This window comes from Citrobacter sp. CtB7.12 (assembly GCF_001297795.1).
Lineage (GTDB): Bacteria > Pseudomonadota > Gammaproteobacteria > Enterobacterales > Enterobacteriaceae > Citrobacter_A > Citrobacter_A amalonaticus.
In genome coordinates, this window is the sequence record NZ_LIFT01000022.1 from 98,767 (window position 1) to 113,861 (window position 15,095).

15 protein-coding genes are annotated in these 15,095 nt (G+C 52.1%); 4 read left to right on the top strand and 11 right to left on the bottom strand.

Annotation, left to right across the window (positions count from 1 at the left end; all coding sequences use genetic code 11):
- Window positions 1–27 precede the first annotated feature (27 nt).
- Window positions 28–2,556, top strand: coding sequence for a fimbria/pilus outer membrane usher protein (locus AOY24_RS20190; protein WP_235507538.1), 2,529 nt, complete (start codon window positions 28–30; stop codon window positions 2,554–2,556).
- A gap of 49 nt (window positions 2,557–2,605) precedes the next feature.
- Here the strand turns inward: AOY24_RS20190 and AOY24_RS20195 are convergent, their stop codons facing one another.
- Entirely contained in the window at window positions 2,606–3,124 is a 519-nt protein-coding gene (locus tag AOY24_RS20195; RefSeq protein ID WP_044254526.1) for an anti-virulence regulator CigR family protein, read from the bottom strand.
- Between the two features lie 192 nt (window positions 3,125–3,316).
- On the opposite strand from AOY24_RS20195, the gene AOY24_RS20200 reads away from it, so the two are divergent.
- On the top strand, window positions 3,317–4,219 hold the full coding sequence (locus AOY24_RS20200; protein ID WP_044263588.1) for a carboxylate/amino acid/amine transporter: 903 nt from the start codon (window positions 3,317–3,319) through the stop codon (window positions 4,217–4,219).
- Between the two features lie 25 nt (window positions 4,220–4,244).
- On the opposite strand, the gene nlpA is transcribed toward AOY24_RS20200, so the two are convergent.
- The 9 genes from nlpA to AOY24_RS20245 all read right to left on the bottom strand — a co-directional run bounded on the left by nlpA (window position 4,245) and on the right by AOY24_RS20245 (window position 13,066).
- Window positions 4,245–5,063, bottom strand: a complete 819-nt coding sequence (gene nlpA / locus AOY24_RS20205) for a lipoprotein NlpA (protein WP_044254530.1) — start codon at window positions 5,061–5,063, stop codon at window positions 4,245–4,247.
- A 168-nt stretch (window positions 5,064–5,231) separates the two neighbouring features.
- Window positions 5,232–5,975 carry a 2-dehydro-3-deoxy-phosphogluconate aldolase gene (locus AOY24_RS20210; protein WP_054177240.1) on the bottom strand — a complete coding sequence of 248 codons (744 nt, stop codon included), beginning with the start codon at window positions 5,973–5,975 and terminating at the stop codon, window positions 5,232–5,234.
- Complete coding sequence (gene dgaE, locus AOY24_RS20215; RefSeq protein ID WP_044263591.1) at window positions 5,962–7,071, bottom strand: D-glucosaminate-6-phosphate ammonia lyase; 1,110 nt, start codon at window positions 7,069–7,071, stop codon at window positions 5,962–5,964. The genes AOY24_RS20210 and dgaE overlap by 14 nt, the downstream gene beginning before the upstream one ends.
- Before the next feature lie 3 nt (window positions 7,072–7,074).
- Entirely contained in the window at window positions 7,075–7,935 is an 861-nt protein-coding gene (locus AOY24_RS20220) for a PTS system mannose/fructose/sorbose family transporter subunit IID (protein ID WP_161215577.1), read from the bottom strand.
- Window positions 7,932–8,681 (bottom strand): PTS sugar transporter subunit IIC, encoded by a 750-nt coding sequence (locus tag AOY24_RS20225; protein ID WP_042323417.1) that lies wholly within the window; start codon window positions 8,679–8,681, stop codon window positions 7,932–7,934. Before AOY24_RS20225 ends, AOY24_RS20220 begins: the two co-directional genes overlap by 4 nt.
- Before the next feature lie 23 nt (window positions 8,682–8,704).
- Window positions 8,705–9,190 carry a PTS system mannose/fructose/N-acetylgalactosamine-transporter subunit IIB gene (locus AOY24_RS20230; RefSeq protein WP_042998686.1) on the bottom strand — a complete coding sequence of 162 codons (486 nt, stop codon included), beginning with the start codon at window positions 9,188–9,190 and terminating at the stop codon, window positions 8,705–8,707.
- An 11-nt stretch (window positions 9,191–9,201) separates the two neighbouring features.
- Window positions 9,202–9,627 carry a PTS sugar transporter subunit IIA gene (locus tag AOY24_RS20235; RefSeq protein WP_044263595.1) on the bottom strand — a complete coding sequence of 142 codons (426 nt, stop codon included), beginning with the start codon at window positions 9,625–9,627 and terminating at the stop codon, window positions 9,202–9,204.
- Between the two features lie 120 nt (window positions 9,628–9,747).
- On the bottom strand, window positions 9,748–12,546 hold the full coding sequence (gene dagR, locus AOY24_RS20240; RefSeq protein ID WP_054177241.1) for a transcriptional regulator DagR: 2,799 nt from the start codon (window positions 12,544–12,546) through the stop codon (window positions 9,748–9,750).
- Window positions 12,547–12,649: 103 nt separating this feature from the next.
- Window positions 12,650–13,066 carry a GNAT family N-acetyltransferase gene (locus AOY24_RS20245; RefSeq protein ID WP_054177242.1) on the bottom strand — a complete coding sequence of 139 codons (417 nt, stop codon included), beginning with the start codon at window positions 13,064–13,066 and terminating at the stop codon, window positions 12,650–12,652.
- Window positions 13,067–13,195: 129 nt separating this feature from the next.
- On the opposite strand from AOY24_RS20245, the gene AOY24_RS20250 reads away from it, so the two are divergent.
- Window positions 13,196–13,489 carry a YicS family protein gene (locus AOY24_RS20250; protein ID WP_044254539.1) on the top strand — a complete coding sequence of 98 codons (294 nt, stop codon included), beginning with the start codon at window positions 13,196–13,198 and terminating at the stop codon, window positions 13,487–13,489.
- Between the two features lie 33 nt (window positions 13,490–13,522).
- Here the strand turns inward: AOY24_RS20250 and AOY24_RS20255 are convergent, their stop codons facing one another.
- Window positions 13,523–14,479 carry a LacI family DNA-binding transcriptional regulator gene (locus AOY24_RS20255; RefSeq protein WP_042998691.1) on the bottom strand — a complete coding sequence of 319 codons (957 nt, stop codon included), beginning with the start codon at window positions 14,477–14,479 and terminating at the stop codon, window positions 13,523–13,525.
- A gap of 292 nt (window positions 14,480–14,771) precedes the next feature.
- Here AOY24_RS20255 and AOY24_RS20260 point away from each other — a divergent pair, with 292 nt between their 5' ends.
- Window positions 14,772–15,086 carry a PTS sugar transporter subunit IIB gene (locus AOY24_RS20260; protein WP_042323435.1) on the top strand — a complete coding sequence of 105 codons (315 nt, stop codon included), beginning with the start codon at window positions 14,772–14,774 and terminating at the stop codon, window positions 15,084–15,086.
- Window positions 15,087–15,095: the final 9 nt, after the last annotated feature.

Sequence of the window (15,095 nt, forward strand, 5' to 3'; positions counted from 1 at the left end):
ACTCAAGTTATTATGAGGGGATACCAATTGAATGAGTATTTAAGAAAATCTTCCCATTTTATAACAGGATTATTTTTTTTGATCCCAACATTAAGTTGGGCTAATGTGATTACAGAAAAAGGTAATACTCTTTATTTCAATCCGAAGTTCCTAGAATTATCCGATGGGAAGTATGCTCAGAGCATTGACCTTGATTATTTCTCACATTCCAGCGGCGCTGTTCCCGGGACATATATTGTTGATGTTATACTCAATGATAAGTTAGTTGATACAGGAGCCAAAGTTGAATTCAAAGAAATTAATAACAAATTAAAATCAAAGCTCACATGCCAACAACTCAAAAAGTGGGGAATAAATGCAGAAATAAACTCTAAATCACAAGCATCATGCGCAGATATATTAAATGTCTTAAATGACACACGTGAAAAGTTTGATTTCAATAATCAAAGGTTAATATTAACTATCCCACAAATGTACCTCAAGCCTCAAGAATGGCTGAGCACACCACCTCACCTCTGGGATGATGGTTTGCCCGCATTGATGATAAATTATACCTTTAATGGTCTAAAACAAAGTAGTCATGGCTATGTAAACCGTTACCAATTTTTATCACTGGATAATTCATTAAATATGGGCGGATGGCGTCTCCGCCAAAGAGGAAACTGGTCAAGCAATTCTTATGATAAAGGGGGCCACTGGCAACCAATTAGCGTTTACTTACAGCATGATTACTCCTTCCTACAAGGTGGACAACTAACAATTGGTCAGACTGCAACAGATGGTACTATTTTTGATAGTTTCCCTTTTGAAGGTATACAATTCTCTTCCGATGACGGTATGGTTGCCCCTGAACTCAGCCAGTACAGCCCTGTTGTAAAAGGAATTGCGTATTCACAGGCTCAGGTATCAGTGAAACAAAATGGTATTGTAATTTATCAGAAAAATGTTCCACCGGGTCCCTTCGAATTGCGTGATTTCAATCAGATTTATTCAGGAGATCTTGAGATTGAAATTCGAGAAGCAGATGGCAGTGTTCGCCGTTACACCCAAGCGACAGCCGTATTACCGATACTCCAGCGGGAGGGGCGGTTTCGTTATAATCTGGCTGTAGGTAAATACGATTCTAATTTTAGTACCTCTGATAATAATTCCGAGCCAAAATTCATTCAAACGTCGGCAGCCATTGGTTTGCCTGGCGAATATACTCTCTATGGGGGAGGAATTTATGCTGATATTTATATGGCAGCTCTTTTTGGGGTAGGTAAATATTCAGATTTTTTGGGGGCATTCTCTGTTGATATAGCGCACGCAAGATCGTATTTTAATCAACCCCACGGCATACAGGGTAGTCACCAAGGCCAGTCCTATCGTTTTATGTATTCACGCGGATTCGGTCAGACCAATACTACATTAAATATTACCGGATATCGCTATGCAACGCGTGGCTATTACGATTTTGATGAGCTACAACAGCTTCAATCAGGATACTCAACTGCCAGAAACATAAATAGCTATCACCAACGTTCACGCATTTCTACAACAATCAATCAGGATTTACAGAACTTGGGACAATTCAACTTATCAGCCAGTAAGGAGATGTATTGGGATATGTCCAGTGGCTATAACATATCAGCGTCATACTCGCTGCCATTCCGCTATATCTCAACGATGATATCACTTGGATATAGCAAAGAACCGTATTACGACAATGCGGATAAATCTCTTTTCTTTTCGTTCTCCATTCCGTTAAATAGATTTTCTAGTGTGAATAATGCTTTCTTAACGGCTAATACTATTACGCACAACGGTCAGGTAAGACAGCAGACTGGTTTAGGTGGCTCAATAAATAATGGGGAGTTTAACTACTCATTAGCCCAAGGATGGCAAAATCAGAATCGAGGCGAAACAGGAAACGCTAATTTGAACTATCGAAGCCCATATGGTCAGATATCTGGCGGTTACGCCTATCAAAAAGACTCCAGGCAGTGGACATATGGTATTAACGGCTCCATTACCATGCACCCACATGGGATAACCCTTTCGCAACCACTGAGTCTTGACAATGGTAATGCCCTGGTACAGGCGCGCGATGCAGAAAGTGTGAAAGTATTAAATAGTACGGGAATTTATACTGACTGGCGCGGCTATGCCATCGTTCCTTATCTTAGCCCTTACAATCGTAACCAAATATCACTGGACGTGAATAGCGTGAAGGATGATGTCGAGTTATTAAATACAGATGTTACGGTAATACCTAGTCGCGGCGCGTTAGTATCCGCGCCGTTTAAAGTAAATATAGGTAATAAGGCTTTGATTACCTTAATACAGAAGAATGGCAACCCTGTTCCCTTTGGTAGCCTGGTCACTTTGGATTTAGAAAACAGCATCAATAGCAGTATTGTCGCTGATGATGGGCAGGTATATATGTCAGGCTTACCTAAGGAGGACACCCTACTGGTTAAATGGGGTGACGAGCCATCACAACAATGTAAAGCAAATTACAAACTTAAGGATACAAAGATTAAATTCAATGAGTTTACTGTTCAATGTAATTAAATTTTCCAAATAATAAATAGCCCCGTTTGAGGGGCTATTTTATATCTTATTAATCAAACACCCCGTTAATAATCGCCGTGACCACGGCAGTACTGAGCGCAATCAGCACTAAATCATCCCCAACAATTTTCCATTCATAGCCAGGATAATAAGGCAGTTGCCCCAGCATGGATGCCGGTACGGTTTTTTTCGCGATGCCCGGAGGGAGCGGTTTTCCACGCGCCAGGTTTTTCGCAATGCCCGGAGGCAGAGAATCATATCCCGTCAGGCCGTAGTTCACCGCCAGATGACGCGCTGTCGCGAAACTGATGTCAGACTCGACGTGATCGGGTTTGCCGTAATTTTTACGATGATCGGATGAACCGTTGTTTTTCTGGGCCGAATTTCCTTTTTGCCCGTTATTTCCCTGGTTGCCCTTATTTCCATGATTGCCACTGCTGTTGCCCTGGCCGCCTCCGCCATGACCATTTCCGTTACCATTCCCCGGATTCGCCATGACCGGCGCAGCGAACAGAGAGAGTGAAACCAGTGTGGCCAGCACTGCCGTTAAACCACGACGCTTACCCATGATGTGTTCCTTCCAGATGATGTTCCACTTTGACGATAGTGCGCCGCCATCAAGTACGCAATGTCAAATATTCCTGGTTTTGCATTGGCTCGCAGGCCATTAATAAACAACCTGTTGTGTGGAGGGTAACGGCTGTGCCTTATCTGCTATCATGCCTGCAAATAGCGTCGAAAAAACACAGCCGAGGAAAACATGGGGTCCACCAGAAGAGGGATGCTGAACGTTCTGATTGCCGCCGTTTTATGGGGAAGTTCCGGCGTTTGCGCGCAGTACATCATGGAGCAAAGCCAGATGTCGTCGCCATTTCTGACCATGACGCGTCTGATCTTCGCCGGACTCATTCTGCTGATGCTCTCCTTTGTCCACGGCGACAAAATTTTTTCCCTTTTCAAAGACCGCAAAGACGCTCTGAGTCTGCTGATATTTTCTGTCGTCGGCGCGCTGACCGTACAACTCACCTTCCTGCTGACCATCGAAAAGTCCAACGCCGCGACCGCCACCGTGCTGCAATTTCTGTCTCCGACGATTATCGTGGCGTGGTTCGCGCTGGTACGTAAGGCCCGTCCCGGCGTATTGGTGCTGACGGCAATCCTCACTTCCCTCATCGGCACCTTTTTACTGGTGACGCACGGCAACCCTACTTCGCTGTCAATTTCACCCGCCGCGCTGTTCTGGGGGATCGCCTCCGCATTTGCCGCCGCGTTTTATACCACCTACCCGTCAACGCTGATTGCACGTTACGGCACTTTGCCGATTGTCGGCTGGAGTATGTTAATCGGCGGGATGATCCTGCTGCCGTTTTACGCTGGAGAGGGCACGGATTTCGTGGTGAATGGCAGCCTGATTCTGGCGTTTTTCTACCTGGTGGTGATCGGCACGTCACTGACGTTCAGCCTGTATCTGAAGGGGGCGCAGATGATTGGCGGGCCGAAAGCGAGCATTTTAAGCTGTGCCGAACCGCTGAGCAGCGCGTTGCTGTCATTGCTCTTGTTGGGCATTACCTTCACGCTGCCGGACTGGCTGGGCACACTGCTGATTCTGTCGTCCGTGGTGTTGATCTCGATGGATTCTCGCCGCCGCGCCAGAACCGTTTGACATCACTGGCGCGGCAACGCTCATCTTACCAACCCGGCACCGCGCCGCCGTTAAAGATTTTCTCCGCCGCTTTGGCGACTTCCGGCGACTGATAAGACTGCAAAAATTCCTTCACGTTTTGCGCGTCTTTGTTGTCTTCCCGCGCCACCAGAATGTTCACGTACGGCGAATTTTTATCTTCGATAAACACGCTGTCATGAACCGGAGAAAGCCCGGTTTGCTGAATGTAGGTCGTGCTGATGATCGCTACATCGACTTTCGGGTCGTCAAGTACTCGCGGCAGCTGCGCGCCTTCCAGTTCCATAATCTGCAAGTGACGCGGATTATCGGTGATATCCAGCGCCGTCGGCAGCAGACCTTTCCCTTCTTTCAGGGTAATCAGCTTCTCTTTTTGCAGCAGCAGAAGCGCGCGTCCCAGATTAGTCGGATCGTTTGGGATCGCCACCGTCGCGCCCTCTTTCAGTTGATCCACCGTTTTGATTTTTTTCGAATAGCCTGCCATCGGGAAGACAAAGGTATTCCCCACCGCCACCAGCTTATAATTGTGCGCCTGGTTATCCTGCTCAAGGAACGGACGATGCTGGAAAACGTTGGCATCCAGTTCGCCGTGGTTGGTGGCGTCATTCGGCAACAGCGAGCCGCTGAAACCGACCAGCTCAACGTCGAGGCCGTACTTCTCTTTCGCCACTTTTTTGGCGACTTCCGCGACATCCTGCTCGGCGCCGTTAATCACACCCACTTTAATGTGCTTTGCATCGCTGCTCTGCTGATCGCACCCGACCAGCAACAATCCCGCCAGCAGTACCGCCGCCCCTGTCCGTAAATGAGGTATCGTCAATTTCACGTTTTTATCCTTTTGAAATAACCGCCTGATGAGTAATGAAATGACTATAGCGGGAAGGGCACGGCGGTTTAAAAACCGAAAAGGTATCAATAAGAAGAAAAAGGCATAAAGGGAGAATATGCGAAAATCCTGATGGCGCTGCGCTGACCACACGCAGCGCCATTCGGCTCAGACCAGCGCTTTGATGATGTCCATTAACCTGACAATATCTTCAGGACGTGTATTCCCGGTTTGCGGATCGATAATCGAACTGTACACATGCGGCATCACGCGCGGCACTCCCGCCTCCAGGCAGGTCTGCAATATGACGCCGAAATTATCCAGATCGATACCGCCGGTCGGTTCAATCAGCGTCATGCCGTTACGCGCCGCGCTGCTCGCCAGTACGTACAGCTCCGGCAGCGACTTCTCCCCGCCCATCGGAAAGAATTTGGCCGCGTGCGCCCCCATATCCTGCATCATCCGCACGGCGGCATCGCAGGAGACACGCGCGGGTGTCCCCTTGCTGCTGCTGACGCCGGTGGAAATCAACACGTCACCAGGCGTTCCCGTCGGGCTGACCAGCGCATTGATATGGGTCTGTTCTCCCCCCGTCGCCGCCAGCGCGCCTGCGGCAAAACCGCTGCCGGTAAAGGTCTGGTTGACGTGCGCCGGATGAACCTTTGCGGCAATCATCGCCGCCTTGTAATACTGCGCCGGATCGCCCGCCCCCAGACCGACCGAAATCGACGGCACGTCCGCCATCCAGCGCTTCACCTCCAGAACGCCTTCGTCGACCGACGAAAATTGCGCAGACAGGATGCCAATCACTGCGTGTCCCTCGGCGGCGTCATAGATTTCCCTGGCGTTAGCGATATCTTTCGCCAGCACGTTAATCGCCACACGCTGACGATAAAAATTAATCTGCTGCATGTTCTGCAATCTCCTTAAGTCGCGCCACAATCAACGCCATTTCCCCCTCAGCGACCGTACGTGGGTCGAGGCTGAATACGCCCTGATGGAGGTTATAGCGCCGTGCGTAAATGGCGATATCGCCACTTCGCAGTTGGGCTTCGACGTCGCGCGCGTCCAGACCAAACACCTGCGCATCAACCCGAACGCGAATGCGCCAGATGGCACGCCCGGCTTCGTCCTGCTCGATATCGGCGGTCAGCCCGCGAATGGCCGAAATCGCCTCCACCGTCGGTTGCAACTGCTCGGCGGTCACCACGGTCTGCCCCTGGTGATAATTTTCCAGCGCATACACCAGCCCGACCATGTTCTCCTTGCCGATTTTCATCGCTCTGGCAATCCCGTGATGTTGCGCTTTACAGGCGGCGATCCACGTTTTATTGCCGGTGATAAACCCGGAGGTCGGCGCATTGAAGGCTTTCGCCCCGCTGTAGATAACCATGTCCGCCCCGCTCGCCACCCAGGCGTGTAAATCCTCCTCGGCGGCGGCATCGACAATCAGCGGCAGGTTGTGGATCTGCGCCACTTGTACAAAGTCGTCAATGCTGAGCATGCCTTTTTGCACGCAGTGGTGAGATTTCACATACAGCAGTGCGGCGGTCTCGTCAGTAATGGCGCTCTCCAGTTGCCAGCGTGCGGCCAGGTTACTCGAACCGACTTCCACAACGCGCCCACCGCCCAGACGAATGGCGCTGGTAATCGGCGCGCCGTAATCCACGTTATGACCGCGCAGCATCACTACCTCGTTGGCCATTCCGCTACTGTCCGGCATCAGCGACACGCGAAGCGGGTCGCCACGAGTAATGGCGGCGGCAACGGCAATGGCAATCCCTGCCGAGGCGCAGGAGGTCACGTAGCTGTCCTGCGCGCCGGTAAAGCGGGAAACCAGTTCACCGGTTCGGTCCACCAGCTTGTCGATCTCAACAAAGGCCGAGGCCGCGCGCGCCGTGGCCTGCATCACCTCCGGCGCGACGCTGGAGACGCCAAGAATCGTCATCTTGCCGCAGGCGTTAATCACCTGTTTTAGCCCCAGCTGTTGATAAATATTCTCTGTCATGGCTTACAACACTCCCAGCAGCGAACACACCACGCTCAGCGCCACAATCGACAGCAGAATGGTGGTGTAACGCGGACCCTTTTTCACCAGGAAGATATAGATGGCAAACACCGCCGCCAGCGGCAGCAGGCCTGGCGCGATAGAGTCAAGGATCTGCTGCACGACCACTTCAGAACCCTTCAGGGCGCTGATTTTCAACGGTGTGGTGATCTTGACGTAGCTTGCCGACAGCGCGCCCATCATGATCAACCCCAGCACGTTCGCGCCGTAGATCAGTTCTTTGATTCGCCCTCCCTGCAATAACCCGACGATAGAATCACGTCCCAGGGTGTAGCCTTTGTGGATCAGACCGTAGCTGATCGCCAGGGTAATCGCCGGATAGAGGATCAGCGGTGCAATACCGCCAAACGCGCTGCCATTAGCGGCGAAAGGGATGAAAATCGCAATCAGCAGCGGCATGACGGCGGCCCAGACAATGGAGTCGCCCATCCCGGCCAGCGGCCCCATCAGACCGGTTTTAATCCCGGTAATTGAGGCATCGCTGATCGGCTCGCCGCGCGTTTTTTGTTCTTCCATGGCGATGGAAATCCCCTGGATCACCGCGCCAAATGTTTGCTCGGAGTTGAAGAAGTTCAGGTGCCGTTTCAGCGCCTCCACCTGTTCCTCTTTTTGCGGGTAGAGCTTTTTGATGATCGGTGTCATCGAGGCGCAGAAAATCAGACTCTGCAGACGTTCATAAGAGTTGGAGACTTCCGCGCCCAGCCAGTAGATAAACCATGCTTTAGTGATATCCGCTTTGGTTAACGCCCCGGTCGTCCGTGCGCGCTCAACCAGTTCATGCTGCATTACGTCGCTGCTCATCATGCTGCTCCTTCATTTTTCGCCAGGCCTTTAATCAGGAAGGCCACACAGGTACCGAAGATCGCCATCGCCATGATGTCTACCTTGAGGTACAGCACCGCGAAGAATCCGCCGATAAACCACGGCAGCAGGCTCTTTTTACCGATCACCATAATGGTGATTGCGAAGCCCAGCGCCGGCAGGATCCCGCCCATGATTTCAAAGGAGTGGGTCAGCCAGTGCGGCATCAGTTTGAGGAAACTTTCCACCACGTCCTGACCGAAGTAGTTCGCGGCAAACACCACCGGGAAACGCAGCGCCAGTCCAAGCAGTGCCGGGTAGAGGAACGCACAGCGCATAATGCCCGACATGTTCGCTGTTTCCGCGTGTTTATCAGCCATATGCACCCAGGCGGCGTTCAGGGTACGACGCAACTGGTCAAGGAAGACGCCGATCACGCCGAAGGGGATCGCCAGCGCAATGGCCAGGTTCGGGTCCATCCCAGCTTTCACCGCGATGGGAATCGAGATACAGGCCGCCAGCGCCGGATCTGACGGCACGTTACCGCCAGGCGTGGAGGTCACGCCGAGATAAACGAGCTGCATCCCGGCACCGATAATCATCGCAGTCTGCATATTGCCAAGCAGCAGCCCGACGAAAACAGCCACCACCACCGGCTGAAGCAGCATGGCAGAGAAGGTGTAGCCAAGGCGTAAGCGGGCAAACCAGTAATACAACCCCATGAGGCTTGCAAAAACTAAGGTATCCATAGTGTTATCCCATTATCAGAGAATTAGAATTTTTTCAGGATATCGTCCAGCGACTGCGGTTTATCTTCCGGGATAGTCTGGAAGAACACCTGAATCCCACGACTTTTCAGGTCGTTCAGAATGCCAACGTCTTTTTCATCGAGCGTAATGTTCTGGAATACCGCTTTGCGGTTCGGTCCACCGCCCAGCCCCCCCACCTGAATCGTGGAGACATCAAACCCCTGTTGTACGGCCTGCTGAATCGCCGCCAGAGAAGGGAACAGCACCAGCACATTGCCGTCGCCCAGTTGGTTCTCTTGCCATGAGGCGGCAAAGCTCTGGTTGCTGTAGCAATCCACTTTGATGTTCGGCGGCGCAGCCATCAGGTAGATGTTTTTCATAAACGGATCGGCATCCAGTTCATCGCTGACCACCGCGATGCGGTTGGCCTGGGACTGCCCGACCCACTTCGTCACCACCTGTCCGTGGATCAGTCGGCTATCGATACGACATAACACGATGTTTGCCATGATGGTTTTCCTTATTGTGATTGTTGTAATTGACGGACGTGAGCAACAACGTCCAGGCAACTGCTGCGTCCGGCGTCCACCAGTTCGCTGACGCAGGTAGTCAGTGAACCGTGTTCACGTCTGTCCAGCGCTTCCAGCAGCAGTGATGCGTTGAGTCCGGAAATGACCGCCACCGGATAATCCGCACTCAGCCGCGCCGCCACGTTGGATGTCGTGCCGCCCACAAAATCGGTCAGAATCAGTGAGCCTTCCGGCATGGTTTTCACCACGTCTTCAACACGCTGATAAAACTCACCCAGCGTATCGACGGGCATCAGCGCAATTTCTGTCACGCCTTTAATTTCGCCCATCACCATGCGCAGGCTGTTACAAAGCTGTTGTCCCCAGCCGCCATGGGTCAGCAGCAGAATGTCGGGCAACGGTTGAGTGGTAGTCAAAATGGCCTCCTGGCGCGATTACATTTACACGCAAGGAAAGAGCAAAGGCTGTGCCAGTATTTGTGTCACACGAGGGGGAAAGGAGAGCGGGCAAGGCGCAACACCTCGCCCGTTAAGGGATCAGCTATAAAGCAGTTCGTAGATATAAAAATATTCCGCATCCGATAACCGGATGGCATAGGCCTCTTCGATCGGCAGAAACGCAGATTTAATGACACTAAACGCGCGGGGATCCAGATTCGGTTTGTTTTCCAGCGCCATCTGTAACGGTTTACGGTTGATCACGATACGCTCAACCATGCAACAGCAGTGGATCAGGAAGCGTAGTGTCACCTGGCGACTGGGTTTGAGGGAAAGCGCAGTCGTCAGATGGTTAAGCACGCCCTCCATCTCTTTCAGAATGCGCTGCGGGTTGAGCACTGAAATATGATTGATGATGCTCTCCATGGTCAGCGCGCTGATAAAGCGCATCGCGCTGCGCTCCATCTCCAGACGGCGCTCGGCGCTGGAGAGATCCGGCGTCAGCAGGCTTAACACCAGCTCCGGCCCCTGCTCAGAGAACAGTTCTTCCAGCGAGATAAACGGAATATCCGGTAGTCCGGGCTGGAAAGTCCCGACAATCCCTGCCAGTCGCTCATTGGCATTCAGCGCCTGCTGGACACGTTCGAGACTGCGCACGTCGTTGTAATCGAGGATCACCATTCGCGTGTCCTGCGACATCAGTTCGCCGAAGCTCTCCTCGAGCACTTTTTTAATTTTTTCCGCCGTTCCCATGCCGGTAATGCAGGAAACGACCAGCACTTTGCCGCCGTTTTCCTGCTGCGGCGTACACAGCTGGCAGGGGATATTTTTGCTCTGCATCAGCGCCGCCAATTGGGGTAAATCGCTGGTTTCGTAACTTAAATCCAGCCCAACCTCCAGCAGACTGGTCAGCGTGATGTTGGGCATCAGCAGTACGTCTATCTGAAATAACTTGCTGATCGTACTGCCGAAATGTACCAGTGAACCGATGTCGACCATCAGGATCAGCCGCTGATAGCGTTGGGTCTGAATAATCTGGGTCAGCGTTTCCAGCGTGTCATGTACCGACTGCTCAAACGGCATGTCGACTGCGCTGAACAGGTCGCGTTCCAGTACACGGTTAACATACTGCGCCATGCTGGTCGCGGTGGTCGCGCCGTGAGCGACCAGAATCACCCCGCAATCCGGACTGGCATCAATGCGCTGGCGGTAATGACGACACTCTTTCAGGAACAGGCACAGCCAGACCACTTCCGTCGCCGGGCACTGAATATGCAGCAGTTCATTAATTTTGCGGCACAGCAGCGTGGCGTTATCGTATTCATCTTTGCAGCGATCGAGGATCAGACTGGAAGAGTAGAGCTGGGGAATCAACCCGCGCTGGACGTAGCCAATCAGCGCCAGGAAGTGCTTGCGCAGCGGATTCACCAGGTTTTCCGGCAGCGTAAACGTAAGCACCTGTTCCACGCAGCCGATCAACAGCGTCACGCGTTCTTCGATTTGATCGCCATAACGCGGTGGATGCGCCACGCTATCGCGACTGTAGAGGCCATATTCGAAAATCGAGCTGAGCTTGTTTTTCAGGATAGCCAGCGTTTCCGCCGGCGGGACATTACTGTTGCGCAGATTGACATATTCACGGGTCAGGAAGCTGTAAAACAGATCGCTCTCTTCGATTTCCGCCCCGGTCGCCAGCGACGTTTTCAGCGCCGGTAACGTGCGCGCATCAATGTTCAGCCGCTCTTTCCCTTCAAACAAGGCATCGACCAACAGGCGCTGTTCCGGCGTGGCGTGAAACGGTATCTCCGCCAGCCGTTTATCCAGTTGTAGTGTGTCATTATGTTCCGTCATTCCTGACGCCCACGCCTGGGCGCACAGGAACTGGATATCACTCTTCAACTGACCAATGTTGCCCTCCAGCGGTTTGTTCAACAGCCAGAGCAGTAGCGTTTTGTCGATGCTCACCGTGCGCTCGATTTTGCGACTTTCACGCTGCAGGAAACCGACAATCAGCTCCACTTGTTCTTCAATCGATCGCTGACGAATCCCCGGCAAATCGATGCTTACCTGAATGCGTCGCTGGAAGGTACGCAACAGCGACGAATTCGCCGGTTCCGTGGTGGCGCAAATCAGCCGTACCGAGATCGAACGCGCCTTACTGCTGTCCCCCAGCGGACGGTACTCACCCTTATCAAGAATAGAGAACAGTTTTTCCTGACCTTCATAGGGCAGACGGTGCACTTCATCGAGCAGTAAATAGCCGCCGTCTGCCTGCTCAACCAGACCGGGTTTATTCTCGTTCGCGCCGGTAAATGCCCCCTGACGATGGCCAAACAGGTGGGAAGAGAGCAGTTCCGGGTTATGGGCGTACTCGGCGCAGTTAAAGTAGACCAGCGGCGGCGGGGAACCGGCGGACTTTTCGCAGGCGAAGCGGTGCATCAGTTCGGCAAAAAAGGTTTTCCCCACGCCAGATGGGCCGGTCAGCAGCACGTGCAAACCCTGCGGATAGAGCACCGCGGCGCGGCCTTTTTCAACCGCATCGCGCAGGCTGCGGTCATAGCCAATCAGGCCGGTGAAAGGATCGTCGTCGCCCGTATTTTCCGCTTGCGGAAGCAGGTCAGCCACCGAGCGCACCTCGCGCTCGCTACTCTCCAGTTTGCGCCCCAGCAATGTCTCCAGCGTCTGGCGGTGCAGGAAGAACACCGGACGCCCCCGGCTTTTAATCGCCAGACCGTCATTCCACAGTTGGTTGAGATCTTTACTGACCGAGTTGCGCGCCAGCCCCAGGTTGAAGCCAATCGCCTCCGCGGTGAATGCCGTCTCCTGCGCCAAATCGGCACGATCCAGCCCACGCGTCAGCCTTTCAAGCTCTCCCAGTACGATCTCGATCCGTCTCATCTCTTTACCGCTTAAGAATTAAATGATTGTTCAGAACATACACTATTCTGCTATGCAAGAAAGTGAATCGGCGTCCAGACGTCACGGTGAATGCCTCCGGTCATCAAATTGTTTTCGATAAATAATGCCGGGCAGCCCCTTTTTCCGGGAAGTCCTCAAGGGTCAGTTGCAGTTGATAACCGTTCTTCTGGTAGAACGGCAGCGCCTGAAAACTCAGGGTATCGACCAGAGCATGGAGACAACCTCTTTCGCGAGCGGCGCGCTCTGCGGCCTGGATTAGCTGGCTACCGTAACCGCCTTTACGCAGGGATTCATGCATCCATAAAAACTCAATGCTCAACCATTCCCCTTTGATTTTGCCAATCAATCCCCCCCGAATTTTCTGCTGCTCGTCACGCCAGTAAACCGCCAGATCGCCAAAATTTCTCGTTTGCAGAAACTGAAAATTGTAAGCGCGCAATCCGGTGAGCAGTGCATTTTGATCGTCTTCGGTAACGGTATCGGTAATTTGTATCTGCATTCTATCCTCCTGAAAAAATACAACTTTTGGCTGAAGCCTTTTCCGACTTTCGCACGGGCTGCTGAGAGAGTCGTACACCATCTACACTTACTCTTGAAATGATGCGCATCGACTACAAGGATTATTACCATGAAACGAGCCGTTTTACCGATCATTGCCGCCCTTTTCTTGATGCCAACGCTGGCGCAGGCCGACTCGCCTTACGGCGCACTGCAATCCGTGCACGAAAAAAATACGATACTCAACGATTTACGCAAAATTTGTACGCCGCAAGGTTCGCCTTCAGACGAGGCGTGGGAAAAAACGATCATGGCGAATGAAGGCAATCAGCAGCACATCCGCGAGGCGGCGGTGGCGATGGAAAGGAACAATCAGAGCAACTACTGGGAAGCGCTCGGTAAGGTGGAATGCCCGGATATGTAGCGTGAAGCCTATGCCTCACGCCCGTTAATTAGCTTACCGCTGGCGAACATCCGGAATGATGAGGTCGCCGCGCAGCACATACGATCCCAACATGCTCTGCGTTTTTTCATTCAGCCAGCTGACAATCCGCGCCGCCATCGCATCCATGGAGTATTCGATTGCCGGGATGGTCGGGATCCCCGGCAGATGCAGCGAACCGGCGAGGCTGAAGATCATAATATCTTCCGGAACCGACTTATTAAACGCCTGCAATTGTGGGATCACCCGCTGAGCCTGCTGCTCATCCGCCACCAGCAGGGCGTTAAAGTTGAGCGTGGAGGCGTTATTCAACAACTCCTGTAGCGCGACCGAGGAAGAGGTGGCTTCCATAAACACCAGGTTACGGTTAAAGGGCAGGAAGTTCTTCTCCAGCGCGTGTTTGTAGCCGAGCAGCACCTGTTCGGAGAACCCCATCCCTTCAGGATGAATGAGGGCAATCTGCCGACGATTCTGGCTAATCAGATAGTTACAGGCCGTTTCGGTGGCAAAGCTGTGGTCAAACTGAATACTGGTCACATCGTCGCCCGCTTCCAGGCAATCCACCAGAATGACGTTTTCCTGGCTGATATTCAGCGGGAAACGCGCCCCAATAATCAGCACATCGTCACACAGGCCACAACTTAATTCATCAAGGGCGCTCATTACTTCTGCTTTGGTGTTGGCAAAGCGGAGCAACAGATGCTTTTGGTGCTGGCTCAGATGTTTTTCCAGTGCGTAAAGGTAGCCCGTCGTCTGGTTAATGTTGTCCTGCGCGCAAATCACGCCAATGCAACCGGTGCTCTGGCTGAGTAATGACTGGGCAATCACATTCGGACGATAGTTCAGTTCATCCACCGCCTTTAACACGGCAAGACGACTGGCTTCCTTCACACCACGCGATCCGCTCAACACGCGCGACACCGTGGCTTTAGACACGCCAGCCAAACGCGATACATCGTTGATAGTAGACATCATTCTCCCCTGACAGAGCCTGCCTGGCTCCTTCAATCCTGAATTTAACATTGGCTCAAATAATCACCACACGCAGTATAGCTGTTTCCGTTTTTCATGGAAACCGATTTTCCGTTTCCACTCAAAAAGTATGAAATAGCACCAAAACCGTGAGCCAAATCTAAATAATTAGCCTTATAAGAATAAGATCTTGACGGTTATCACAGTTCCGTTTGCTTCATATGGAAACCGGTTTCCGTATGATATCAAATCAGACTCGCAATAAGTTTTTACATTTTGAGGATGGTTAATAATGTTCAGGATTATGTTGTGTTGCTCTGCAGGGATGTCCACCAGTCTGCTGGTTCGTAAAATGGTCGAAGCCGCAGAAGAGCGGAAGCTGCCAGTCCAAATTGATGCATATGGCGTTTCCGAATTTGACATTCAGTTTCCAAATTACCAGGTGGTGCTGCTTGGCCCCCAGGTAAAATACATGCTTAACACGCTCTCAGAGAAGGCTGCCACCCAAAACATCCCCGTAAAAGCCATTGATATGCAGGATTACGGAATGCAACGCGGTGACAAGGTGCTGGATTTTGCTCTGTCGCTGATTGAAGCGGCACATTAGAAAGGTGTC